We start from the raw sequence: 24,713 nt of genomic DNA, 5'->3' as shown, positions 1-24,713 counted from the left end.
TCGCCGCGGGAGGTCTCGGTATGAGTGCCCTCGTGGCACTCACTTTGCGCACGATGTCGGGATCGCGCCGCGATGCCGACCTACTCTTCGCGGCGCTGGCTCCGGTGGGCTGCTTCTTGGGGTTCACCCTCGTGCTGGGCGGCATCATCCGCACCGGCCCGATGACCTATCCGCAATACGTACTTCCGGTGGTCATCGTGCAGGCGATGCTGTTCGGGGCGATGACCACAGCCGACCGCGCCGCGCGAGACCGGTTGTCCGGCTTCGGGTCCCGGCTTCGCACCCTGCCGGTCCCAGCGGCGGTGCCGCTGAGCGCACGGATGCTGTATTGCTTGATACGCGCGATCATCGCGCTGGTCGCTTCCGTTGCGGTCGGGTGGTCGTTCGGTTTCCGGATGCAGGGCGGCCCGGGCATCGCGGTTCTATTCGTGGTCATCGTCGTGGCGTTCGCGATGGCGGTGTCTCTCGGCGCTGACGCTTTGGGCTCGCGCGTCGGCTCCGTCGAGTCGTCGAGCCAATTACTGCTGCTCCCCCAACTCGTCCTGGTGTTGTTGTCCACCGGCATCGCTCCGGCGGAATCGTTTCCGGCCTGGCTCGGACCATTCATTCGCTACCAACCGGTGTCACAGGTCACCGAGACGCTGCGCGCTCTTTCCGCCGGTCACGTTCCGGGCCGGGAGCTCGCGGTGACGCTGGCGTGGTGCCTCGGATTGCTGGCGCTGTTCGGTGGACTCGCGGTGCGCATGCAGCGACGCGTTGGCGCGGGGAGTTCGGGCGCCGCCCGGCTCGTGCGCAAGCCCCGCCCGAACGCCTTACCGACGGGCGATGCGTGCGCCGAACAGCCCGCGATTGCCGTCAATACCGCTGCAGGGCAGAGGATTTCACGCCGGACACCGCTGACGGCCTTCGTCAGCCAAAGCGCGTCGGAGGCAGGACGGCTCCTGCGCCGCTGGCGGCGCGATCCGATCGTCGCGGTGCAGGCGCTGTTGTTTCCGACCTTTCTGCTCATCATCTACAAGCTGCTGGTCGGCAAATCCGTCCTGGCCATCACCGGACACGACAGCCTGTACGGGCTGGTACCCATGTGCGCGGTGGTCGGCGCCGTGTTCGGCACCCTCGGCGCCGGTTTGGCTCTGCCGTCGGAGCGGGAGTCCGGTGTGCTGACCAGGCTGTGGGTGCAGCCAGTGCATCGAGCCAGCACCGTGGCGGGGCGACTGGTCGCCGAGGCCGCCCGAACCACCACGTCCGCGGTCGTGCTCACCGTCTTCGGGATCGCTTTGGGTCTGCGATTCAGCTATGGCTGGATGGCGATGCTGGCCTTCGTGCTGGTGCCCGTGGCGATTTCGGCGGGCATGGCGACATTGGTCATCGCGATCGCGGCGCGCGCGGACGGCAAGGCGATGGTGACGTGGCTGGGTGCGGGGTGCGTCGTGCTGTTGTTCCTCAATACCGGTGTGGCGCCGGCCGAGGTGTTTCCGGGCTGGCTGCAACCCGTGGTGCGTTTTTCGCCGATATCGCCGACGATCGAGGCGATGCGCGCGCTCGCGGAGGGCGGACCCGTGCTGTCGCCGCTGTGGCAGGCGGGCCTGTGGGGTGGCGTCCTGGTCGCCGTGTTCGCGCCGGCGGCGGTGCGCGGGTATCGCGCCGCGGCCGAGGCGGGGTGCTAGTGACCAGGCTGGCGCTGTTGGACCAGGCCGCTTTCCTTCGGCTGCGCGCCACCGGTCAAGGCAGCACGGTGCAATGCACGTGGGTCTACGACCGTGACGTGAACATCGACGAATTGCGGGCCTTCAAGGACAATCTGGGTGCCGGCCTGCTCGGCCGGCGCATCGAGCGCTCGCCGCTGCCCTTCGGGCGTCATCGCTGGGTGGTCGACGGCCGCTCGCCCGACATCGCGTGGGAGCCGCGGCAACCGCGGCACGAGATCGGCGCGTGGCTCGAACGGCGCGCCCAGGTGCGGGTGGACCCCGAACACGGCCCGACGTTTCACCTCGGCGTGCTGCCGCTGGTCGACGGCGGCGCAGCGGTCACCCTGGTGGCCTCGCACTGCGTTGTCGACGGGCTCGGCATGGTTACGGCCGTAGCCGAAGCGGTCAAGGGAGAACAACGCAATCTCGGTTACGCTCGGCCGAATTCACGCGCGCGGTGGCGCGCCGTGGGCGAGGATCTTGTCGATGCCGTCATCGCGCTGCCGGCGGCGATCCGGGCGCTGATCGCGACGCTGCTGATATTGCTCAGGGTGTCGTCCAACCAGCAGCCCTCGCCGCGCACGCGGAACCCGGAGGCGCTCACGCCGACCGACGACCCGAACGCGGCGCCGTCGGTGACAATCCAAACCGACGCTGCGGCTTGGGAAGCGCGGGCGCGCAGCCTCAATGGAAGCAGCAACGCGCTCTTCGTTGCGTTCGTCGCTCGGCTGGCGCACCGGATGGGCAGAGTGCTGCCCGACGGGAACTCGGTGACGGTGGTGCTTCCGGTCAGCGACCGGACCGCCGACGACGACCGGGCCAACGCGCTGACCTCCATCACGGTGACGGTCGACGGCACGGCGGTGGCCGGCGACCTGACCGCGGTGCGCACCGACGTCAAGACAGCGCTGACGTCCTCGGAAGAACAGCCCAACGAAATGCTCGCCGGGTTGCCGCTCATCCCGTTCACGCCGCACTGGCTGGTCCGGCGCGCCGAAGGCATCGCGATGTCGTCTGGTCAGTTGCCGGTGGGATGTTCCAATCTGGGCGCCCTCGACGCCGCCGTCAGCCGCATCGACGGCGGGGACGCGTCCGAGCTTTCCATGCGGCTCGCCGAGCAGGGCATCACCCGGGCGCGCATCGAACAGGCACACGGCCAATTGTTCTGCGGCACAGGGACGGTCAACGGCAGCCGGTTTCTCACCGTCGTCGCCTATCAAAGCGGTTCCGGCGACACCTGCGCCGCCCGCGAGCTCGCGTGTGGTGCGCTGGCGGATCTACAGTTGTCCGCCACCACCGTGTACGAGGGCCGCAGCTGATGGTGGCCGTGGAAGTTGAGGCGAATCCGCTTACGCGAAACCACATCCTGTATGTGGGCGCCGCGATCGCGGCATGGTCGGCGGTCGTGTTGTGGTTCGCGATCAAGGTCGTTCCGCTCGACGTGTACTGGATGTCCTATTACGCCGCCGATTACCGGCACGGCTTCGTCCGTCGTGGCCTCGCCGGCGAATTGGTTCGCTCGGTCCCCGGACATTATTTCGCGGCCTCCCTCGGCCTGCGGTGGCTGTCCACGGGGATCTATCTGTGCGGACTGGCGGCGGTCGCGGGCGTGGTGGCGTTCAGTCGCCATCGCTCGCAGCGCCGGCTCCTGCTGGCGATGGCGATTCCGTTGCTGCCCTTCGGTGTACCGTTCGCGGCGTTTTCGGCCCGGCCGGACTTGTTCGGTGGGGCGGCCCTGGCGCTGTTCAGCTCGGCCTTGGCCATCACGCGTACCAGGGCCATCGCGATGGGCTGCTGCGCAACCTACGGCGCCGCGATCGCGGTGCTGACCCTGGTGCACGAGGCGAATGGGCTGCAGTACGCGTTGGGAGCCGTGCTGGCGATCATCGTTCTCGGCGGCGCGCTGGAAACCACCCAGCGTCGGGGCGTGCTCCTGGCCGTGACACCGGGAGTGATCGCCGCGGCCGTCGTGGCGGGATTCGGCCGTCACGACATCGCCTCGCAACTGTGTGCGTCCGTACCGCATCGCGTGATGCCCAACCCCTTCGCCACGGTCACGTCGCCGCACACGCTGATGCGCTTCGTCATCGACGGCCAGAGTCCCAGGACCGATTATCACGACTGGGTGTGCCGCAACGTGTTGCCGAACTACGACCACGGGATCGGGGACGCCGTCCGCGCCGTCGGTCACATCGGAATACTGGGCCTGACAATCTCTTTGCTATTCGGCGCCGCCGCGCTGGCGGTGACGCTGTGGGGAGTCAGCGGTGTTTCGGGCGTACCGCTGCGCGCGTTCGTCGCTGCCCTGCAAGGGCGAATGAACTGGGTGATCGCGGGCCTGGTGCTGGTCATCCCGGTATTCCTCACCGGTTACGACTGGACTCGCTGGCTGACGATCGTAGGGTTCGATGTCGCGATCGTGTTCGTTCTCTTCGCGGCCCGCCGACCGGAAATCGAGCAGGCGATGACCCCGAGAACGTTGCGACTGTTCATTCTGCTCTCGATCGCGTTCGCGTTGATCCCGGTGGGCACCGTCCCGGGTTTCGGCGGGCCCCGGATGATGTGACGCCACCGACGGCGTGGCTCGGTGGCAGCCGCCGCGTCGCGGCTGGTAACGTAAGTGGCACTGTGAGTTTCGGAGTTACAAAGCCGTCACGCTGGTCACGACGACAAGCTGCGTCCGCCGTCGTTGCTGCGCTGGCCCTTCTCGCAGTTGTGCTCGGTTGCGGGGCTTTGCGCACCGAGAAGACAATCGACGCGGCAGCGGCGCCACCGGCGGTGGCGGCAGCGGCCAGCCCGGTTTCCGGCCCCACACAGCTGAGTAACGACTCGATACCGGTCCGTCGCGTTGGCGTGTGGTCCACCGTGAACGACGACAAGGCGTTCAAAGGCGGCGGGCTAAAGCGCTATCGGCCAACCACTTTGGCGTTTTCCACGCCCCGCTCCCCCGGATCCGCGACGCCCCCGATGGTCACGATTGTCCGCTCCGAGCAGCGGCTCGACCCGCCCGCTCGTGCGCCGGCGCCCAGCTCAGTTGACCAGAATTTACTGATTCGATTCTGCGTCGCCCGCTGCTGATCATGCATGGCGGACTCTCGCGGGCAACGCCGTCGCGGCAGGTCCGGCGTTAGCCGTCAACAGGTTTCGCTTGCCTGACGTCGGCTGATCCGCAGTCGCGGCAGTTGCATCGATGCGATCTTCGCGGTCGAAGCCAATCTGCCTCAATCGCCGCGAACCTCGGGCGTCGTCGTCAACCATGGCGCCTCTGCGCGTCGGCTTCGGCGATTTTCAATCAGCTACTTCATCTGCTGACCCGACGTGGGGCGCGACGCCACCAACGTCCAGCGACGCGATGGCCTCGGCACGGTCAGCCAACCCAGGCACCAAAAAGTTAGGGAAAGACATGGATTTTGGCGCATTGCCACCAGAGATCAACTCCGGTCGGATGTACCTCGGTCCCGGGCCCGCCACCTTGCTGGCCGCCGCCGCGGGATGGGAGTCGCTGGCCGCCGAGCTGGCGGACGGCGCCGGAAGCTACCACGCCGTGATCGCGGGCCTCACCGGCGAGTCCTGGTCGGGGCCCGCGTCGATGTCGATGGCGGGCGCCGTGCTGCCCTACATGGCGTGGATGGCCGCCACCGCCGAGCAATGTGGGCAAACGGCGGCGCAGGCCACGGCCGCCGCGGTGGCGTTCGAAACCGCTTACGCGATGACAGTGCCACCTCCGCTGATCGCAGCCAACCGCGCCCGGCTATTGGCATTAATCCAGACCAACATCTTCGGCCAGAACACGCCGGTCATCATGGCGACCGAGGCCGAGTACAGCGAGATGTGGGCGCAGGACGCCGCCGCGATGTACACCTACGCCGCCAATTCGGCTGCCGCGTCGAGGCTTTCGCCGATTGCGACGCCGCCGCAGACGACGAATCCGGGCGGCCTCGCCGGCCACATCGGCACCGTCACGCGCGCGACGGCCCAATTCGGTAGCAGCGCACACACATCGGCGACGCAGTGGGCCTCTTCGGTGCCCCAGACTCTGCAGGGCCTCTCGACCCCCGGCTCATCCTCGAGCACCGGTCTGTCGCAGGCGGCAATGGGCACGGGCGCGTCGCTCGGGTCGTCGGGAGCCTCCGCACCGCTCAGTTCCCTGTCGGGTTTGACCGGCGCCTCGGGCAAGGGTGCGACCAAGAGCGCGAGCACCGGTGCCGGCGCGGCCTCGGGCCTGGCCTCGGCGCTCGCCGCCGCACCCGCGGCGGACGGGGCCACTGCGGGCCTGGCCTCCGAGGCGGCAGGATACGGCGCCGACGGCGCCGGTCTGATCGCCGACGGCGGTGGAATCGGCATCGACCTCTACGGCCTCGATTTGGATTATCAGGGCTTGGCACTGGACGAAGCGGGCGCCGGTTCCATCCTAGGGGCCGAGGGCGCCCAGGGCATAGCCGGCATGGGAGGGGCCAGCGCCGGGGCCGGCGTGGGAGGCCTCGAGCCGCTGGCGGGACTGGGCCAGGGCGCCGCGGCGAGCGTGGGCCAAGCCAGCGCGCTGAGCACCTTGTCCGTACCCCCGAGTTGGGCGACGACGGTTTCGTCCGTGGCCCCGCTGCCGGCGCTGGGCGGCGGTGCCGCGCCGGGCGGTTGGGCCGTCGCACCCGCGGCATCACCCGGCACCGCGGTGTCCAAGCTGCCATTGGGCGGCATGGTCGGACGCGAATCGGAGGGCGCCGTTCAACGCATCGGCATGCGCGTCTCGCTGATTCCGCATTCGCCGGTGGCCGGCTAGGGCACCGAATCGGTTATCACATCGTCAAAGGGTGGATAAGCTCTTCGACCGCAAAGGAAATCGCCATGAACGTGCCCAAAGCACACCAGACCGCGCGGCGCTCCACGCCGAACCGAAAACCGCTGTCTTTCAGCATGAAAGCGGTGATGTGCACCGCCCTGATCGTGGTGTTCGGCGCTTCGGTGGCGACGACGGCGGGCGCCGATCCGGGCGTTGGCGGTGAGCCCGATCCGTTCGGTGGCCTCAGTTGCAGCTGCGACCAGAGCGTTTCGACCGATGGTCCGGTCGCGAGGCAACAGGTCCGTCGGGGGATGCGGGAGGCAATTGCCAACGCGCACTAGCTGTGTCCCCTTGCGACCCGATTGCGTGGGGCGGCCGAGCGGGGCGGCCGAGCACGCATATGGTCGCGGGCACTGCTCATCATGTCGCCGAGGATTCGCACCTCGCGGGCGGACAGCGAGCCGAACAGCAGGTCTCGCACGACCTGGATGTGACCGGGCAGGACCTTGGCAACACGGGCCCGGCCCTTCTTGGTGATGTCCACGACCGTGGCGCGCTGGTCGTCAGGGGAAACCGCGCGAGTGATGAGCCCCTGCTTTTCCAATAGCCCTGCCTGATGGGTCAGGCCGGAACGGCTGTACACCACGCCGTCCGCCAACTCGGTCATGGTGAGCTTCCGTTGGGCGTCAGCGAGCTTGGCCAAAATCTCGAACTGCACGTAGCTCAGTCCTCCTTCGGCCTGCAATTGTTCGCGCACCGCATATTGCAGCAGGCTCACCGCCTCCATCAGGGCGAAGTAGGCCCGCAGTTGATTGGGGTTGAGGGCTTCGGCCATGCTTGGATTCTAATGTTTCGACATCGAAGTGGCTGGGTTTCGCTACGCGTTGGTAGCCTTCGCCCGGCGGCGACCATCGAGCGAGTGTGAAAGACACGGCGGCACAGCTTTTCTCACCAGACATCTGTCGGGAGCGGCAGCGACCCCGCGCGCATGCGGGTAGACCGGAACCATAGCCCCGGTCTACCCGCGCTGAATGGTTGCGCCAGCGGTCTACTGCTCGGCGGGCAGGAGGATGGTCTTGCCGCGCAGCCGGCCGGCGTCGGATTCGGCGTGCACGGCCGCGGCCTGATCCAGGCCGCGGCGGTCGGCGACCTCGATGTGCAGTTGCCCGGCGTCGACGCGGCCGACCAGGCGTGCGAGCTGCTCAGCGTCGCTGCGGACGAAGACCCGCTGCGTGCGGACGCCGCGGCCGGGGTCTTCCGGCCCCGAAACCATGGTGCCGACGTGGAAACCGCCGTCGGCGACGACGTGGATGAGGGCTTCGGTCTGCTCTGGGGTGGTGGAGACCAGATTGAGTACCACGTCGAATGGCGCTCCGTCGACGGTGATCGGCGCGTGCGTGTAGTCGATGTAGTCGACGATCCGGTCGGCGCCATAGCCGCGCAGACGGTCGGCGTCGTGCGGCTTAGCGGTCGCGGTGACGACGGCCCCGGCCTGCTTGGCCAGCTGAACTGCATAGCCGCCGACCGCACCGGACGCACCGTTGATCAGGACCGTCTGCCCCACGGTCAGCCCGGCGATCTCGAACAGCGCCTGCCACGCGGTCAATCCGGCCTCCGGTAGCGCGGCCGCGTCGGCGAGAGCCACCGTTCGCGGCGCGGCGGCCACGGACTCGACCGGCGCGAGCGCGTAATCGGCCGCAGCGCCATCGGCATCCAACGGCAGAAAGGCCACGACCGCATCGCCGATTCTCCACCCCTGCACTTGCGCACCGATTTCGACGATCGTCCCGGCCACATCGACGCCGGGGACGTGCGGGAAGCTGATTTTGTACACCTCAGACAGATATCCCCCGCGGATGCCGGCATCGACCGGGTTGAACGAGGTGGCGGCCACCTTCACCAGCACCTGCTGTGGTCCTGGCACCGGTCGCGGGGCCTCCTCGTACTGCAGAACGTCGCTACTGCCATAACGGTGGTATCGCACGGCTTTCATGATCTTCTCCTTTGTCATTTGCTTCGAATTCGAAGCAGCTACGTGAGTAGCAACCGCTTCGACATCGAAGCGATTTCCGCGACGCCTGTGATCGTCGTCACGATGCTTCGAGATTGAAGCATCGGCGATGGCACCCGTTGGGTAGATGGGCTCGATCGCGTCCAGGTGGCGCCTTAGGCGCCGACGAGCTAGCCGACGAGCGATTGAGCGCCGATGACCGCCAGCAGCGCCAGCCGCTCGGCGTCCTCCGTGCCGGGTTCGGCGGTGTAGAGCATGATCGTCAGGTCGGCGCCGGGAACAGTCAGCATGTCGCAATCCAGGGTGATCGCGCCGACCTGCGGGTGGACGATGGTCTTACGCGACGCCAGCTGATAGTTGACCACGGCGCACGAGTCCCACAGCTCGGCGAAAAGGCCACTCTCAGCCTTTAGCTCGTCGATCAACCGTCGCACGGCCTGGTCGGCGGGATAGCGTTGCGCCGTTGCCCGCAACGCCGCGACTTGGGCGGTTTGCAAGTCAAGCAGCGACTCCGGCGCGTGTCGTATCCGGCCGCGGGCACCGAGAAAGTTGCGCCACAGCGCGTTTCGCTCCTTGCCGACATGCTCGCCCATGAGCGCGACGTAGAGCGGGCTGGCCATCAGCTGCGTCAGCGCCGCGTCGAACACGGCCACCGGCGTCTCCCGTAGCCGGTCGAGCATCCGTTGCACGCCCGGCGGAATATAGGCCGGTACCGTGCCCTGCCCCGGCGGCACCCGGCCGGCCAAGTTGAACAGGCGGATGCGATCCGCGCTGGACAGCCTCAACGCCCGGGCCAGAGCCTCGATGACCTGTTCCGACGGATTGACCGCACGCCCCTGCTCCAAGCGGGTTATGTAGTCGACCGAGATTCCGGCCAGCTGCGCGAGTTCTTCACGACGCAAGCCGGCGGCACGCCGATGACTCCCTCCGGAGAGTCCGGCGGCTTCCGGAGCCACTTTGTCCCGCCAGGCGCGCAGCGCCAGCCCGAATTCCGTCGTCGCCATGCGTCCACTTTGCCCTTATTCGATTGAGCCGTCCTGGTATCGGCGGTCCTAGGAAAATCGGACTCCTGGCTCAGGGGGTGGCCGCATCGCATCGTGGGGTCATGACGACGACACTCATCACAGGAGCAAACAAAGGTATCGGCTTGGAAACCGCTCGCCACCTGGTGGGGCTGGGGCAGACCGTGTACCTGGGTAGCCGCGACGCGGAACGGGGTCGCCTGGCCGCTGGCGCCGTGGGCGCGCGCGCTATCCAGCTTGACATCACCGACGACGAGTCGGTGCAGGCCGCGGTTCGGACCATCGAGTCCGCCGGCGGGCTCGACGTTTTGGTCAACAACGCCGGGATCGAGGAACGCGCCGACGGCAACGCGGTGATCGGTCCCGCGGACGTGACCGCCGACGTGATGCGAAAGACGTTCGAGACAAATGTCTTTGGAACGGTCCGGATGTTGCACGCGTTTTTACCGCTGCTGCAGAGGTCTGCCGCGCCGGTGGTGGTCAACGTCAGCAGCGGCCTAGCGTCGCTCACCCTGCTCTCGTCCGCCCCTGCGGACTTCTATCCCGGCGTGGCCTACCCGGCGTCGAAGGCGGCGCTGAACATGGTCACCGTGCAGTACGCCAAGGCGTTCCCGCACATCCGGATCAACGCCGTCGATCCCGGGTTCACGAAGACGGACCTCAACGGCAACACCGGTACGCAGACGGTGGCCGAGGGCGCCGAGGCGATCGTTCGCATGGCACAGCTTGGCACAGACGGTCCGACCGGCACCTTCGTCAACCGCGACGGTGCGCTGCCATGGTGATGACTGCTTGAAGAGCGTCGGCCGAGGCGCACGGCGCGGACGCGTTGCTTAGTCGACCGTTTCGTGTCTGCCGGCGAACTCCTTGACCAGCAGTTGGAGACGCTCCGCGTCGTGGTCTGGGCGCAACCGACCCGTGCGACTGAGTATCACCAGGCCGTGTAGCGCGGCCCAGAACACTTCGGTGAGGGTATCCGCGTCATGCTCACCAGCCACGAGTCGAACCGCTTGGCGCAGCTCATCGAACGCCGTCGTCAACTGCGGCGGTGTGTCCGGCGCGGCGAAGCGCAGGGTGGTCGCGCGCGTGAACATCGCGTCGTACACCGCCGGGTTGGCGCGGGCAAAGCCGAGGTAGGCGTGCGCGATTCGGCCCAGAGCTTCGGCGTCCGAGCCGCCGTCGGAGCGAGCGGCTCGAATGACGTCGGCGAGTTCGCCGAAGCCGTCCATGGCGACGGCCTCAGCGATTTGCTCCATGCCGGTGAAGTGCTTGTACAACACCGGTTGGCTGTACTCGATCTCGGTGGACAGCCGACGGGTCGTGACGGCATCCCAGCCGTCGGCCTCGGCCAGCTTGCGCGCCGTCGTGACAATCAGCCGCCGGCGCGCGGCACGCTCCCGCTCCCGGCGGTCCTCAATGCCCATGCCGAACGATAGCACGGCTAGAACTACTAGCGCTGCTATTGACGCGGCTGGAGCCCAAGGGTTAGCGTTGCTAACACCTACCTACGGAGCGGAGTTTTGACATGACCTTGGACTTGATCGCCCGCGCCGCCGCCCTGGCCGCACTGCTCGGCACCGCGGTGGTCTACGGCACCGATGTGTTCTGCGCGATGGTGCTGCGACCGGCCCTGGCCGCGGTCGACGATCGTGCCCTGGTTGCGGTCACAGGAAGCGTGCATCGATACGGAGACCGGCGAATGCCGGTGCCGGGGGTGCTCGGCGTTCTGGCCACCGCGGCGACCGCGGCGCTCGCAGCGGTGGCCGCGCACTGGCCACAGGCGATCGCCGCCGCCGCCGCCCTGATCGCGCTGTTGATCTGGATCGTCCTCTACACGCGGGTGAGCGCCCCCATCAATCGACAATTGACCGCGGCCGCCGATACCGGCCAGGACCTGCCGAACGGGCGTGCGCTGCAAGCCAAGTGGGACAGCATCATCGGCCCCCGCGCCGTGCTACAGGGTCTGGCGGTGAGCGCCCTGTGCGTGGCGCTGATGTTCTAAAGCACCCGCATAGCCGCGGCAAAGGCGAAATAGATTGAAGGAGCGCTGAATTCGATGTTTCAGCTCAGGATCTACACCCTGCGATCACCCGAGGCTCTCGCCCAATACGCAACGGTTCACTGGGCCCGCCACTTGAGGACATTCGCGTCGTTCGGTGTCACTACCCATGGCGTGTGGACCGAGCGCAGCGGCGCATCTCGCCTCATCACACTTATCGGCTACCCAACGGGGGCCGACCCTGAACAACTCACGCGGCAGATCATGACCGGTTCCGAATTCGCTGCCGACATGGCCGGCTTCGACATCGGCGACATCGTCGGTGTCCAGACGATACTGCTTGATCCGACACCGTTTTCACCAATCCACTGACGCAAACCCGGGAGTCCGTTACATGTCCATCACCACCACCATCGGCTACGTCCTGGCCGGACCGCTAGCCGCGGGCATCGTCTTCATCGGCGCGCGATTCCTCGTCTCGCCCCGTGTGGCCGCCGCCGGCTACGGTGTGCTGCCAGATCTGGACCAACCGTCCGCTGGCGCCTACTTGAGCGTCAAGGGCATACGTGACATCGCCACCGGATTGTTCGTCATCATCCTGTTGGCCGCGGGCGCAACCCACCTGGTGGGCTGGGTGATGCTGGCCGCCACCATCATTCCGCTGGCTGACGCGTCGATCGTGCTGCGCAACGGCGGCTCGAGGTCGGTCGCGTGGGGAGTCCACGGCGTCACCGCCGCCGTCATGGTCATCACTTCTGCGCTCTTGATCATTGCGTAGGCAGGAGCGCCCCCCGGAGCGGATATTTCACATCCGTTTCGCTGGAGTATGCCGAAGATTACACTGAGCGACGTGCCGTCGGGGTGCGGGCCGTGCCGCCCGCTGCGGAAGGACGCTGAGCGCAATCGCCAGCGGGTGGTTGAGGCTGCCCGAGACCTCTTCGCGTCGAGAGGGCTCGAGGCGACCCTCAATGACGTCGCGCACCACGCCGGTGTCGGAGTGGGCACCGTTTATCGGCGATTTGCCACCAAAGACGAGCTGGTCGAGGCGATCTTTGAAGATGGCATCGATCAGATCACGGCGCTCGCCGAGTCCGCGCTGCAAGAAAAGAACTCGTGGCGAGGGTTTGTGTGGTTCGTGCAGCAGTTATGCGAGCTCACCGCAACCGACCGGGGGTTGCGGGAAGCCGTATTCAGCAAGGCTTACGGGGGTGACCGCGTCGAGGCTTCGCGGCTGCGGCTAACCCCTACGGTGACGAAACTCGTTGAGCGGGCCAAGGACGACGGCTATTTGCACCCGGACATCTCACCTAACGACATGCCGTTCTTGGGCCTGATCGCGGGTACGGTCAGCGAGTACGCCGGCCATATCGAGCCGGAACTGTGGCGGCGATATGTGGCGATCCTCCTCGACGGTCTCCGCCACCGCAGGGGACAGAAACCGTTGACCGTCGAAGCGCTCGACGACGAACAGCTCGACGCCGCGATGCGCACCTGGTATCCCGCAGCGTCTAGCTGACCAGGCACCCGACCGATCGTCTCCGAGCGCGCATGACGGGCGAGCCCTAGTCATCCACGGCACATGAGCCTTACCTCCGTTGCCGGCAGCATCGCACCCATGAGCGCCAACGGATCCCGAGAACGCCGACTCAACCGTGCAGATTGGAACCCGGTGCCGAAGCGCACGCCGGTCGAGGTGTCGACCCCGCGAGCCGATGTGACCACCGTCCCACAGAAGCGGATTGACTTCATCCACTTAGGCGGTTAGGTTACCTCTTACTCCCCCACGTCGTCGTCGGTCATCCACTTCGCGCTGGCCGCATTTTCGCCGAAAGGCCCGTAGTTGACTGCCTTTTCCGATGCGACTCGAGTTCACACCATCCCGTCGGGCCCGAGCGTGACCCCGCCCGAACACCGCGGTGCGAGGCGATGGGCGCACGGCGATTCACGCGCCGGGTGCCGGCGATGAATGCGACGGTCGGGCTTGTGCGGCGGGTGTGGCTGCCGCTGCTCATCGTGGTGGCAGTCGCGGTCGGTGGCGTCGCGGTGACGAAGTTGCGTGCGGTCTTTGGCTCCAACCCCATCCTGGTGGCGCCCAACAGTTCTGACAGCGCAGCGGACTTCAACCCCAAGGTCGTCACCTACGAGGTGTTCGGCTCTGCGGCCAGGGCGGTCATCAATTACCTCGACCTCGACGGGAAGCCGCAGCGCGCCCCGGACGTGGTGTTGCCGTGGTCGTTGACGCTGCAGACCACCGCACCGGCGGCAACGCCCAATCTGCTTGCCCAGGGCGACGGCAGCTCCATTGCTTGTCGGATCACCGTTGATCGCGCGGTCAGGGACGAACGATCGGTGGCCGGGGTGAATGCCATGACCTTCTGCTTGGTGAAGTCGGCATGAGCGCCCTGATGGACCAAACCCAGACCGAGCCCATCCCGGCCGCCCGCCACGCGTCGCGCCCTGGGATACCGCGCACGATTCGGGTGCTGGCGGTGCCGATCATCCTTGCCTGGGTCGCCGTGGTCGTGGTTCTCAATACCGTTGTGCCGCAACTGGAGGTTGTCGGCAAGACCCGCGCGGTGTCGATGAGTCCCAATGATGCGCCGTCGATGATCGCCACCAAACGGGTGGGCAAGGTGTTTCACGAGTACGACACGAGCAGCTCGGTGATGATCGTGCTCGAAGGCGACAAACCGCTGGGTGCCGACGCCCACCAGTTCTATGACCGCGTGGTGCGCGAGCTGCGGGCTGACCCGAAGCATATCCAGCACGTGCAGGATTTCTGGGGTGATTCGTTCACCGCCGCTGCGGCACAAAGCGTCGACGGCAAGGCCGCCTACGTGCAGGTCTACATCGCCGGAGATCAGGGAGAAGCACTGGCCAACGAGTCGGTGGAGGCGGTGCGCCATGTCATCGCCAGCGTGCCCGCACCGGCGGGCGTCAAGGCCTATGTGACCGGTCCTGCGGCAATGAGCGCCGATCAAAACGAGACCGGCGACAAGAGCATGCAGGTGATCACGCTGCTCACCTTTGCCGTAATCATCACGATGCTGTTGCTCGTCTACCGATCGGTGGTCACGGTGGGCATCGTGTTGGTGATGGTGCTGCTGGAATTGGCCGGTGCTCGGGGATTGGTGGCCTTCCTCGGTTATTTCAAGGTTTTCGGCCTGACGACGTTTGCGACCAATCTGGTAGTGACGCTGGCGATCGCCGCGGCCACCGACTACGCCATCTTCCTGATCGGCCGCTACCAAGAAGCGCGTCGGCTGGGCCAGGACCGAGAAGCCGCTTATTACAGCATGTTTCACGGCACGGCCCACGTCGTGCTGGCTTCGGGAATGACTATTGCCGGGGCGGCCTTCTGCTTGCGCTTCACCCGTCTGCCGTACTTCCAGACCATGGGAATACCTTTGGCGATCGGCATGACGATCGTGGTCGCTGCGGCGTTGACACTCGGGCCGGCGCTGATCGCGGTGGCCAGTCGCTTTGGCCGGGTTCTCGATCCCAAACACATGACCCAGCCACGGGGATGGCGGCGTATCGGTGCGGCGACGGTGCGCTGGCCCGGCGCCATCCTGATCTGCGCGATCCTGATCGCGCTGGTCGGCTTGCTGACGCTGCCCGGCTACCACACCACCTACAACGACCGCATCTATTTACCCGCTAGCGTCCCGGCGAACGTCGGCTATGCGGCCGCGGATCGCCACTTCTCCCAAGCGAAGATGAATCCCGATCTGTTGATGGTCGAAGCCGATCACGATTTGCGTAACCCTGCCAGTTTCCTGGTGATCGACAAGATCGCCAAAGCCCTTGTGCGGGTGCACGGTATCGCCCAGGTGCAAACCATCACGCGGCCCGAGGGACGGCCGATCCAACACACCTCGATCCCCTACAACATCAGCATGAACAGCACCGGCCAGGTGATGAACAACGACTACCAACAGACCGTCCTGCAAAACACCCTCAAACAGGCCGACGACATGCAGGTCAGCATCGACTCGATGGAGAAAATGCAGGCCATCACCCAGCAACTGGCCGGCGTCACCCACAACATGGCCACCAAGATGAAGAAGACCAGCGGGGACGTACAGGACTTACGCGATCACATGGCCGATTTCGAAGATGTCTGGCGCCCGATCCGCAGCTACTTCTACTGGGAAAAGCATTGCTTCGATATCCCGGTCTGCTGGTCGCTGCGGTCGGTGTTCGACGCCCTGGACGGCATCAGCACCATGTCCGACGACCTCTCCGATCTGGTTCCCGACCTTGACCGCATGGACGCGTTGATGCCGCAGATGGTGGCCCTGATGCCGCCCATGATCGCGTCGATGAAAAATCAGAAACAGATGATGCTCAACCAGTATCAGGCCCAGAAAGCCCAGCAAGACCAAACCATGGCCTTGCAGGACAACGCCACAGCCATGGGCCAGGCGTTCGACGAGGCCAAAAACGACGACTCCTTCTACCTGCCGCCCGAAGCATTCGACAACGCCGACTTCAAACGCGGCGTGAAGCTGTTCTTGTCCCCGGACGGCCATGCCGTGCGGTTCACCATCATTCACCAAGGCGACCCGTTGACAGAGGAAGGCACGTCGCGCACGGCGCCGCTCAAAATCGCGGCAGCAGACGCTATCAAAGGGACACCGTTGGAGGGATCAAGGATCTACCTCGGTGGAAGCGCAGCCATGTACACCGACATGCAGAAGGGCGCCAACTACGACCTGCTCATCGTCGCGGTCGCCGCACTGATCTTGATCTTCATCATCATGGTGATCTTGACCCGGGCCGTGGCTGCCGCGGCGGTCATCGTGGGAACCGTGGTGTTGAGCCTGTCCGCGTCGTTTGGGCTCTCAGTGCTGCTGTGGCAACACATCATCGGCATTCCCCTGCACTGGATGGTGCTGCCGATGACGGTCATCATCCTGTTGGCCGTGGGATCCGACTACAACTTGCTACTGGTCTCGCGGATGAAGGAGGAAATCCACGCTGGGCTCAACACCGGCATCATCCGCGCCATGGTCGGCACCGGTTCCGTGGTCACCTCCGCCGGCCTGGTCTTCGCCTTCACGATGATGTCCATGGCCATAAGCAGACTCATCGTGATCGGACAAGTCGGGACCACCATCGGTCTCGGCCTGCTCTTCGACACTCTGATTGTCCGCTCGCTGATGACGCCCTCCCTGGCAGCCTTGCTGGGCAGGTGGTTCTGGTGGCCACGCCGCGTGCGGCCCCGACCCCTTGCCCAACCATGGCCGCAACCGCTGCATCACGAGTCCAAGGAGATGCAAAAAGTATGAGCAGCCCCGCACCACGCAGGTGACCCCCGGGCTGACTGAGAAGCGGGTCATTTCGGGACCACCCACTGGGTAGATGAAGAGGCTTTGGTGGACGGCTGATTCAGCATGCACCACACCGAAAATTCACCGCACTGAATCCAGTGGTACCGGTGGGCATCCCCAGACCCTCGACTTCCCGGCCACCATCTCGGGTGCGCCTTAAAATCGCCAGGAGTGAACACTTTCGGCAGCCGGGCGACCTCGACGCGGTGTACCGGTACCACGGCATCGACGCAGACAGCATCGTGCGCGCCGCGCTCGATGTCACGACGTGAATCAGTGGGAAGTCTGAGGCATCACCGCCGGGTTGAGGCCGCAATCAGCCGCACCGGCAGGTGGTCGTGACGATGGATGATGTTGTTGACCGCCCAGGTCGGCTCCGCGGTTACCTCGATGCGCTCGACGCTCTCGGTGAGCGCTTTGAGCATTGCGGTGGTCTCGATCCGCGCGAGGGCTTGACCGGCGCAGGCGTGCGCGCCGTTGCCGAACCCGACGTGGCGTCCGGCGTCATTGCGGATGTCGAAAACGTCGGGAGCATCCCACTCGCGCTCGTCACGGTTGGCTGAGGCGTAGATGAGCAGCAGCCGGGCGCCAGCAGCGATGGGCACACCCTCGATCTCCGTGCTGTGCACGGCCTTTCGAGTGAACGCGCGAAGCGGGGACTCGTAGCGCACGACTTCGTTGACGGCGTTGGGGATCAAAGAGCGATCGCTTTTGAGCAGTTCCCACTGGTCGGGATGCCGGGCGAACAGGTAGATGGCATTCGAGATAGCGCTGATGGTGGTGTCCAGCGACGGGGCGATGTAATCGATCATCAGCGGCGGCACTTCGTCGACGGCGAGATTGCCCTCGTCGACAGCGGTCAGGAGTTCATGGGCCATGCTGCCGGGTAACACGTTGCGGTCGCGTACGACGCGGCGCGCGAAGCACAGCATCTGCAGGCTGCGCGGTACGGCTTTAAGCGCCTGCAGGTTCACCGGTCCCAGGATGTCGAATGTAGCTGCGCCCCAATCGAGTAAGCGGGCTCGTTGATCGCGCGGCCACCCCACCAGATCGGGCACGACGGCCAGCGGTAGGGCCGTGGCGAGATCGGCGACCGCGTCCACCTGTTCCCGGCGCAGGGCGTCCTCGACGATGGAGCGGGCCTGGGCGTCGACGTCGTCGCCGAGCGCGCGCAGGGCGCGAGGCATCATGCGGTGCGCGAGGAGTTTTCGGCGCCGGTCATGGTCGGCGCCGTCGCTGTTGAGGGTGGTGCCGCGCGAGAGGCGGTTGGCCAGCGGGTTGGCTGCGACCCCGTGTCCGGACAGGAACTGGCCGTCGTCGCGCAGGGTGGCCTTGCATGCGGCGTAGCGCGGCAGCGCGTAGAGGCGGTGACGGGTCAGCCAAACGACGGGCCCAAGTTCACGCAAGGCACGGTAGTGCGGGTGGGGGTCGAGAATCGCTGCGCGGGTGTAGATGTCGGGCCGGTACACCGGTACAGCAGAGGGGCGACGAAACACGGGGACGATTCCTATTCCTAGTGGGCCGGGCCGATACGTTGCGAGATGTCCGACGCTCGGTCGACCAGGAACAGCGGGACAGCGCGGCACAGGGTGGTGAGGTTGCGGCCGGCGATCATGACGGTGCGGTCGGGTCGGATCACCGCGGCCTCCACGTGGTGGCGGTTCAGCCAGTGCGCCAACTCCGACCCTGCGGCGGCGTGGATCGCGCGGGCACCGCGTGATGCCACGATGTCCCGCTGCGACGGGGTCAGCTCGACGGTGGTGATCACGCCGAAGCCTGTTCCCAATGCGTCGTCGAGCCGATAACCGTTGCCCAGAAACGGGTTTGGGCAGAGCCGCCCCGTGATACCGCGGGTCGCCAGGGTGCGCCGAACCAGCGTCGAGGACCGCAGCGGCGGGGTCTGCGAATCGGTGACCTTCGCCCGCAGCCCGGGCACCAGGTGCACGCGGGGCAGCACGACGGCGCGGGCGGCCGCGCCGAGCCGGCCGCCAAACGTCATGGCGCGTCCGACGTTGAGCGCCAAGGCGATCATGGCGCGGGCATGCGGCCGTCGCTCGGCCTCGTAGCTGTCGAGCACACTGGGCGCGAGACCTCCGCGCTGGACGGCGGCGATCTTCCATGCCAAGTTCATCGCGTCGCGCAGTCCGGCACCCATGCCCTGACCGATGAACGGCGGGGTGAGATGGGCCGCGTCGCCGAGCAGAAAGATGTTCCCACGCCGCCAGCGGTCGGCGATCTGAGCGCGGAAGGTGTACTCGGCGGCCCGCATCACGCGCAGGTCCGCGTCGGCGACGTGTTGCGTCCACGGGGCGATCAGCGGCCGCAGGGCGGCCAGGGTGGCGTAGTCGTCGACCGATTCGTGATCGAGCAGCGCGAACTCCCAGCGGTACCTCGTGGGTCCGATACGCATGTAGGTCCCGGCCCGCTGCCCGTCGCAGACCTGATGCACGCCGTCCCACTGCTGCAGGTCGTTGGTGGTGGTGATGTCGACGACCAGCCAGCGCTGGTCGAACTTCAGGTTGCGCATCGACGCGCCTATGGCGCCGCGCACTGTGCTGTTGGCACCGTCGCAGCCCAGCACGTAGTCGGCGCTGATGGTCGACTCGAGGTTGGTCATGCGGTCGCGGATCCGCAGGTGCAGTGGACCTGCCGCATCGTTTGCGGTCACCCCGAGAACCTCGACGTCACCTCGGAATCGGGCGTGCGGAAAACGGGCGAGGTTGCGGCGGAGCAACTCCTCGAGTTCGGGTTGGTCGAACATGCTTGCCGCTGGAAAGCCGTTCTGCGTCACCGGTGTATCGCGCCGGAATTCTGCCAGTACCTTCAGATTCCGGTCCACCAAGCGCAGACCGCGGGCCGGACGGGAGATCGCGGCGAAGTCGTCGGCGATGCCGAGCCGGGCCAGGATGCGGTAGACCTCATCATCGAGGTGCACGGCGCGCGGCTGCGGATAGACCTGCGGCCACCGGTCCAGCACCAGGGTGTCCACCCCGTACTGCGCGAGCAAGGTCGCCGCGGTGATGCCGGTGGGACCGCCGCCCACGATGGCCACCGAGACATGCTCGGCGGGCGCGCCACTGGGGGCGCTCATGCGTGGCGCACCGCCAACCGTTGGGCGCCGAGATCGATGGCGCCGTCGTCGGTGGCAATGGAGGCCTCGACGACGTCGCCGTGCTGCAGATACTTCGGGTTCTTCGCCTGTCGGGAGAAGAAGGCTTTCCACTTGACGGCCGGCGGTAGCAGATTGCCGATGATCTCGATTGGCTTGGGCGGGGCGGTCAGCGCGGTGCCGGCCGGGGTGCCGGTGAGGATCAGGTCGCCGGCCGCGAGGTCTTGGAATCGTGTCAGCGATTGCAGTGCTTGTAGCGGTCGGTAGAGCATGTCGCCGTCGACGACCGAATTCTGGCGCTCCTCGCCGCTGACGCTCAGGCGCAGCCGCAGGTCGCCGAATCGGGTCAGCTCGGTAGGGTCGACGAGCACCAGCGCCGGCCCTACCGGGGTGAAGGTCGGGTACGACTTCGCCTCGTAGAACTGCGTTTGCGGCAATTGGATGTCGCGGGCGGACACGTCGTTGGTGATGGTCAGACCGGCGATGTACTCGGCCAGGTTCGCGTCGGTGATGGTGGTGCCCACCGGGATGTCGCGCCCGATGACGAGGCCGATTTCGACCTCGTAGTCCAGCAGCACCACATGTGGCGGGCGGACGATCGCGCCGAAGGGGCCGGTGATGGAGGCCGAGGACTTCCGAAAAAAGGTCAGCGGCACCGTCTTTGGGTCCATACCGGAATCGATGACGTGGGATTCGAAGTTGGTCATCTGGGCGACGACGCGGCATGGGGTGGTCACCGGGGACAGCAGCTGCAGTTCGTCGAGGGCGACGGTGCCGGCCATGGCGGCAGCCGCGTCGATCGCGGCTCTGTCGGCGAGGAGTTCGGCCGTGGTGGCGGCGTTGGTGTCGATGCGGGCGGCGCCGGTGGCGTTGTGCGCCCACCAGCCGTCGGCGGTGCGGAGGACGGAAATGGTCACGAGATCGCTACTTTCAGTAATCCGATGAGCCGGTTGAGGTCGAATTCGTTGTCCGCGCGCAGGGCGGTGAGCATCGAGGTCAGCTGATGGCGCGCCGCGCGGGGGTCGGCGTCGAGGAAGTCTTTGGTCGCCGGTGGTCCCCACTGCGCCAGGCCGGATGCGGTGAAGGGGGCCCAGCCGGGTTCGAGGGTGTTGTCGAACATGTCACCGTCGGTGAAGTGTTCGACGAGGAAGCCGTCCGGGTCGCGCCAATAGTCGAACAGTTGGCTGCCCTGGATGTGGCGACCGATACCCCAGGACCGGTGGTAGCCGCGTTCACGCAGGTATTCACCACCGGCGGCCAGCGCGTCGAGATCGCTGACTTCGTAGGCGGAGTGGATGTAGCGGTTGGCCGGTCCGAGTGCCAGGGCGAGGGTGTGGTGGTCGGTCGGGGTGGTGCCGCGGTCGCAGCGGATAAAACTCATTGCCGGGCCGCGGGCGCGCTGGCCGGGGAAGAACAGGAAGTCGCTGACGATCATCCCGAAGGTGTCCAGATACCAGTTGAGTGTGCGCAGGTAGGTGGTGGACTGCAGTACGACGTGACCGAGGCGTTGCACGCGGGCGGGCACGCGAGGCGGCCGCACGGTGGCGTTGATCCGCGCGTCGTCGGGCCCGGTGTTGACGACCTGCGGGGCCTGAGCGGGTTGGGCCGGCAGCTCGTGGAGACCGGCGACGACCTTGACCGCCATGCCGCTGGGATCGGTCAGATGCACCGCCACTCCCCCGATCGATTCCGGGAGCGGCTGCAGCGAGGCGCCGGTTTTGTCCGCCAGACGGACCAGGTCGACCTCGTCGGCCGCGCGCAGCGCGAGTCCGGCGAATCGGCTGCGCTGCCCGCGACGCAGTACGACGCATGCCGAGCCGGCGTTGGTGCCGCGCAGATGCAGCTGCTGGGGCTCGCGTAGGGCGATGCCGAACCCGAAAGCTCGGGCGAAGGCCTCCGCGCGGACCAGGTCGGGCTTGTCGAACTCGAGCCAGGCGATGTCGGCCACCCGAATGATGGGATCCCGCGACCGGCCGGGATGTTCGCCGCGCAGGGCGCCCTGGTCGCTGTGCAGACCCGCGTGCCCGTCGCTCACTGGCGTCACTCTCTGTGCCACGCGCTGCCCTCCTCGCCTTCGATCTGACGAAATCGTCACATACGTACGAATGCTCAGTCAAGGGTTCTGACGATATCCTCAGGATTGAGCCGAACCTGATAACCTGTGGCCCATGGACATGCCCGAGCGCGATGCCGCTGAGTCGTCGAACACGCCGGTCAACCGCCTGGAACGACGCAAGATGCGCACGCGCAACGCTCTGGTGCGGGCGGCGAAAGGGTTTATCGCGCAGGGCAAACTCAGCGTTCCCATACTGGAAATCACCCAGGCCGCCGATGTGGGCATGGGGTCCTTCTACAACCACTTCTCGAGCAAGGAGGAGCTGTTCGCCGCGGCCGTGACCGACGCCCTCGACGACCTCGGTGCCCTGCTCGACGGCTTCACCGGATCGATCTCGGACCCAGCCGAAACTTTTGCCGCCAACTACCGCCTGAGCGGGCGACTGTTCCGTTACCGCCCGCAGGAGGCCGCGTTGCTGCTGGCGCACGGAGACTCGCTCATCCTGTCCGACCGCGGACTGTCGCCGCGGGCGCGACGCGACATCGCCGCGGCGATCGACCAGGGACGGTTCACAATCGGCGATCCCGAACTGGGCTTGGCCATCGCCGGAGGCATGTTCATCGGCCTGGCCACGCTGCTGCGGGAGCGTCCCGAACGTGACACCGACGCCACCGTCGACGCGGTCACCGAACGCCTCCTGCGGACGCTCGGCATGACGCCCAAACAGGCCAGCGCGCTGTGCCGCAAGCCGCTGCCCGACATCTCATCATTGCGCGAATCGCCCGTCGACTGGCCCACCCCGATAACACCCGCCTCGATCGACCCCCACTGAAACACGTTCGCCTCCGCGCGACCCCGATACCTTCTCGCGCTGCGAACGCGCGCCCGCGCGGTTAACATCGGTACATACTCCTGCGGCACAGCCAGCAGCCGCAGTTCTTCATTTCGCGTGGGACGCAGGACCATGCAGAAGCCCGTCCCCACTTGATCCAAGGAAATTTCATGAGCGACCCTCTGTTTGCCGGTTTTTCGGACGCCGGCTGGGATCACGCACCGTGGGATGTCGAACCGATATTCTCGGCCGAAGAAATGCAAATTTTACTAAATCCGGAGCTGTCGGTCGCCGAAGCCGCCGACCGCGTCGGCTGCGTCGAACACGACGTCCGACGTTTACGGCGAGCGGCCTCCTAGCCTCAGTGCATTCACCAAAACGGCCGGCTACTGGACGCTGCGCTCGGATCTGTGTTTAATCCTGATCGCCGGAACCGAGGCCTTGTTACGAGACGTGAACTGCTCGCGCATCGCGAACAGCGTTGTCCCTTCACGCACTTCGTCCGGTGGCGCTTTTCGATCAGGCGCGGCCGTGGAGCGTGACATGGTAGCCGTCGGGGTCGGCGAAGGTGAATGTCCGGCCGAAGGGGCCGTCGATCGGCGCGGAGACGATGGTGTGACCATCGGCGACGAGCGCATCGTGGATGGCCTGGACGTCGTTGGCGTGGAGCCAGATCGCGGTACCGATGCCGGGCTGAGCAACGGATGCGAGGTCGGTGCCCGGAATGACGTCGCGGATTGCGAACGCGATCGGCTTCGTCTCGAACACGACGGCGTGCGGAGGCCCGGCCTGCGATCGGACGAGGCCGAGGTATCGCTCGTAGAAGGCCTGCGACGCAGCGAGATCGCGCGCTTGGAGCGAGATGAAGTCAGGACCGGTGGCAGGCATGAGGCGACTCCTTCGACGTATGTCAGTTTTCTGACATACGTGACTGTATGTCAGAATGCTGACATGAGTCAAGGCGGTGTGGGCGTCGACTTGGAGACGTCACTGGGTTACGTGCTGAAAGAGGCGTCGAGTGCACTTCGCGCAGCCATGGAGGAGGTGCTGCGGCCACTCGGGATGAGCGTGACGCACTACTCGTGCCTCGAGTTGCTGGCTCAACGCCCGGGCTTGTCGAACTCCGAGCTCGCCCGGGGCGCGTTCGTGACACGGCAGTCGATGAACGTGCTGCTGCAGGCTCTGGAACGAGACGGCTTCGTGACCAGGCCCGCCGAGGCACCCGTCGGGAAGGTCCTTCCGACCCGGCTCACACCCCGCGGCCGACGGAGCCTCGAGAAGGCGTCGGCGGCGGTCCGTTCCGTCGAGGTCAGAATGCTGGCCGGCCTTAGCGAGGCCGAGCAGTCACAGGCGTTCCGGATCTTGCAGAGCATGGTCCATTCCCTGCGCGACGGCAAAGACGGCGCGTAGCTCGTTCATTTGCGCTCCACGCGCCTGCAATGTCCGCAGGCGCCGCCGCCCGATCATCCGTGGCGGACGTAGCCGAATAACGGGGACGACGTGTCGAGACGCCGTGCAACTCCTTGTCGACACGGTTGGTTCTGGCGCGCTGCACCGATCCTCTTCATTGGGCCGAAAACTACATGATCTAAACATGATTGCCCAGCATGGACTGGCCAACCAGCGGGTCTGGGGAATGGGCTGGCGGGTTGTGCTTCGGCAAGCGGCCGCCCTCCCCGCGTATTGATCTGCAGCTCGCGACATTTCAGTCGCTGCGAACCTGAGCAACGCCGACGCGTGGGTGAGCCGGTCGAGGTGCTCGTCGTTCTTTTTGACGACCGGTTGATGACGTCCGTGGGGGCCAACAGGGCGGCCGCTTGCTGCTCGAACAGGGCCGTGTCCGGCAGGCCAGGGGTACCAAAGGTTTGTCGGATGCGGCTACC

The 24,713-nt window shown here is 66.2% G+C and carries 24 protein-coding genes; 15 read left to right on the top strand and 9 right to left on the bottom strand.

Going from position 1 to position 24,713, the window contains the following annotated elements:
* Positions 1-20: 20 nt before the first annotated feature.
* The 5 genes from A5646_RS22505 to A5646_RS22485 all read left to right on the top strand — a co-directional run bounded on the left by A5646_RS22505 (position 21) and on the right by A5646_RS22485 (position 6,806).
* Entirely contained in the window at positions 21-1,667 is a 1,647-nt protein-coding gene (locus tag A5646_RS22505) for an ABC transporter permease (protein WP_067024299.1), read from the top strand.
* Positions 1,667-3,007 (top strand): hypothetical protein, encoded by a 1,341-nt coding sequence (locus A5646_RS22500; RefSeq protein WP_067024296.1) that lies wholly within the window; start codon positions 1,667-1,669, stop codon positions 3,005-3,007. Before A5646_RS22505 ends, A5646_RS22500 begins: the two co-directional genes overlap by 1 nt.
* Positions 3,007-4,254 carry a hypothetical protein gene (locus A5646_RS22495; protein ID WP_067024293.1) on the top strand — a complete coding sequence of 416 codons (1,248 nt, stop codon included), beginning with the start codon at positions 3,007-3,009 and terminating at the stop codon, positions 4,252-4,254. Before A5646_RS22500 ends, A5646_RS22495 begins: the two co-directional genes overlap by 1 nt.
* 837 nt (positions 4,255-5,091) lie before the next feature.
* A complete protein-coding gene (locus A5646_RS22490; protein WP_067024290.1) occupies positions 5,092-6,465 on the top strand; it encodes a PPE family protein in 1,374 nt (457 codons plus the stop codon).
* A gap of 65 nt (positions 6,466-6,530) precedes the next feature.
* Complete coding sequence (locus tag A5646_RS22485; protein WP_231998000.1) at positions 6,531-6,806, top strand: hypothetical protein; 276 nt, start codon at positions 6,531-6,533, stop codon at positions 6,804-6,806.
* Here A5646_RS22485 and A5646_RS22480 read toward each other — a convergent pair.
* From A5646_RS22480 to A5646_RS22470, 3 genes are all read right to left on the bottom strand, one after another.
* A complete protein-coding gene (locus A5646_RS22480) occupies positions 6,803-7,300 on the bottom strand; it encodes a MarR family winged helix-turn-helix transcriptional regulator (protein ID WP_066867830.1) in 498 nt (165 codons plus the stop codon). The genes A5646_RS22485 and A5646_RS22480 overlap by 4 nt on opposite strands.
* Before the next feature lie 213 nt (positions 7,301-7,513).
* The gene (locus A5646_RS22475) at positions 7,514-8,458 is read right to left on the bottom strand and encodes an NADP-dependent oxidoreductase (RefSeq protein ID WP_067024321.1); all 945 of its coding nucleotides are present in this window, start codon (positions 8,456-8,458) and stop codon (positions 7,514-7,516) included.
* Between the two features lie 188 nt (positions 8,459-8,646).
* Positions 8,647-9,480, bottom strand: a complete 834-nt coding sequence (locus A5646_RS22470) for a helix-turn-helix transcriptional regulator (RefSeq protein ID WP_067024287.1) — start codon at positions 9,478-9,480, stop codon at positions 8,647-8,649.
* A 101-nt stretch (positions 9,481-9,581) separates the two neighbouring features.
* Here A5646_RS22470 and A5646_RS22465 point away from each other — a divergent pair, with 101 nt between their 5' ends.
* Positions 9,582-10,283, top strand: a complete 702-nt coding sequence (locus A5646_RS22465) for an SDR family NAD(P)-dependent oxidoreductase (protein ID WP_067024285.1) — start codon at positions 9,582-9,584, stop codon at positions 10,281-10,283.
* 48 nt (positions 10,284-10,331) lie between these two features.
* On the opposite strand, the gene A5646_RS22460 is transcribed toward A5646_RS22465, so the two are convergent.
* Positions 10,332-10,922 carry a TetR/AcrR family transcriptional regulator gene (locus A5646_RS22460; protein WP_067024282.1) on the bottom strand — a complete coding sequence of 197 codons (591 nt, stop codon included), beginning with the start codon at positions 10,920-10,922 and terminating at the stop codon, positions 10,332-10,334.
* A 101-nt stretch (positions 10,923-11,023) separates the two neighbouring features.
* On the opposite strand from A5646_RS22460, the gene A5646_RS22455 reads away from it, so the two are divergent.
* The 6 genes from A5646_RS22455 to A5646_RS22430 all read left to right on the top strand — a co-directional run bounded on the left by A5646_RS22455 (position 11,024) and on the right by A5646_RS22430 (position 16,791).
* Complete coding sequence (locus A5646_RS22455) at positions 11,024-11,500, top strand: DUF1772 domain-containing protein (RefSeq protein WP_067024279.1); 477 nt, start codon at positions 11,024-11,026, stop codon at positions 11,498-11,500.
* A gap of 54 nt (positions 11,501-11,554) precedes the next feature.
* Positions 11,555-11,869, top strand: a complete 315-nt coding sequence (locus A5646_RS22450; RefSeq protein WP_067024276.1) for an NIPSNAP family protein — start codon at positions 11,555-11,557, stop codon at positions 11,867-11,869.
* Between the two features lie 22 nt (positions 11,870-11,891).
* Positions 11,892-12,275: a DUF4267 domain-containing protein gene (locus A5646_RS22445; RefSeq protein ID WP_067024273.1), complete on the top strand. Its 384-nt coding sequence runs from the start codon at positions 11,892-11,894 to the stop codon at positions 12,273-12,275.
* 48 nt (positions 12,276-12,323) lie between these two features.
* Complete coding sequence (locus A5646_RS22440) at positions 12,324-13,013, top strand: TetR/AcrR family transcriptional regulator (protein ID WP_067024269.1); 690 nt, start codon at positions 12,324-12,326, stop codon at positions 13,011-13,013.
* Between the two features lie 410 nt (positions 13,014-13,423).
* Positions 13,424-13,894 carry an MmpS family transport accessory protein gene (locus A5646_RS22435; RefSeq protein WP_304441928.1) on the top strand — a complete coding sequence of 157 codons (471 nt, stop codon included), beginning with the start codon at positions 13,424-13,426 and terminating at the stop codon, positions 13,892-13,894.
* Positions 13,891-16,791 (top strand): RND family transporter, encoded by a 2,901-nt coding sequence (locus A5646_RS22430; protein ID WP_067024267.1) that lies wholly within the window; start codon positions 13,891-13,893, stop codon positions 16,789-16,791. Before A5646_RS22435 ends, A5646_RS22430 begins: the two co-directional genes overlap by 4 nt.
* A gap of 335 nt (positions 16,792-17,126) precedes the next feature.
* Here A5646_RS22430 and A5646_RS22425 read toward each other — a convergent pair whose 3' ends face one another.
* From A5646_RS22425 to A5646_RS22410, 4 genes are read right to left on the bottom strand one after another with little or no spacing between them, the layout of a single operon-like run.
* The gene (locus A5646_RS22425; protein WP_231998457.1) at positions 17,127-18,302 is read right to left on the bottom strand and encodes a cytochrome P450; all 1,176 of its coding nucleotides are present in this window, start codon (positions 18,300-18,302) and stop codon (positions 17,127-17,129) included.
* A gap of 44 nt (positions 18,303-18,346) precedes the next feature.
* Positions 18,347-19,924, bottom strand: a complete 1,578-nt coding sequence (locus A5646_RS22420; RefSeq protein WP_067024261.1) for a bifunctional 3-(3-hydroxy-phenyl)propionate/3-hydroxycinnamic acid hydroxylase — start codon at positions 19,922-19,924, stop codon at positions 18,347-18,349.
* Positions 19,921-20,859: a fumarylacetoacetate hydrolase family protein gene (locus A5646_RS22415; protein WP_067024258.1), complete on the bottom strand. Its 939-nt coding sequence runs from the start codon at positions 20,857-20,859 to the stop codon at positions 19,921-19,923. Before A5646_RS22415 ends, A5646_RS22420 begins: the two co-directional genes overlap by 4 nt.
* Positions 20,856-21,998 (bottom strand): VOC family protein, encoded by a 1,143-nt coding sequence (locus A5646_RS22410; RefSeq protein ID WP_067024255.1) that lies wholly within the window; start codon positions 21,996-21,998, stop codon positions 20,856-20,858. The genes A5646_RS22415 and A5646_RS22410 overlap by 4 nt, the downstream gene beginning before the upstream one ends.
* A gap of 112 nt (positions 21,999-22,110) precedes the next feature.
* On the opposite strand from A5646_RS22410, the gene A5646_RS22405 reads away from it, so the two are divergent.
* Together A5646_RS22405 and A5646_RS22400 are read left to right on the top strand one after the other, a co-directional pair.
* The gene (locus tag A5646_RS22405; RefSeq protein ID WP_066865272.1) at positions 22,111-22,830 is read left to right on the top strand and encodes a TetR/AcrR family transcriptional regulator; all 720 of its coding nucleotides are present in this window, start codon (positions 22,111-22,113) and stop codon (positions 22,828-22,830) included.
* 170 nt (positions 22,831-23,000) lie between these two features.
* Complete coding sequence (locus A5646_RS22400; protein WP_067024252.1) at positions 23,001-23,189, top strand: hypothetical protein; 189 nt, start codon at positions 23,001-23,003, stop codon at positions 23,187-23,189.
* 160 nt (positions 23,190-23,349) lie between these two features.
* On the opposite strand, the gene A5646_RS22395 is transcribed toward A5646_RS22400, so the two are convergent.
* Positions 23,350-23,718: a VOC family protein gene (locus A5646_RS22395; RefSeq protein WP_067024248.1), complete on the bottom strand. Its 369-nt coding sequence runs from the start codon at positions 23,716-23,718 to the stop codon at positions 23,350-23,352.
* A 63-nt stretch (positions 23,719-23,781) separates the two neighbouring features.
* On the opposite strand from A5646_RS22395, the gene A5646_RS22390 reads away from it, so the two are divergent.
* Positions 23,782-24,240 carry a MarR family winged helix-turn-helix transcriptional regulator gene (locus tag A5646_RS22390; protein ID WP_066865281.1) on the top strand — a complete coding sequence of 153 codons (459 nt, stop codon included), beginning with the start codon at positions 23,782-23,784 and terminating at the stop codon, positions 24,238-24,240.
* Positions 24,241-24,713: the final 473 nt, after the last annotated feature.

Origin of the sequence: Mycobacterium sp. 1245499.0 (assembly GCF_001673615.1) — a bacterium.
GTDB classification, from domain to species: Bacteria; Actinomycetota; Actinomycetes; order Mycobacteriales; family Mycobacteriaceae; genus Mycobacterium; species Mycobacterium europaeum_A.
Note: the sequence above shows the minus strand (reverse complement) of the source record. Positions and strands in the feature narration are given on the sequence as shown.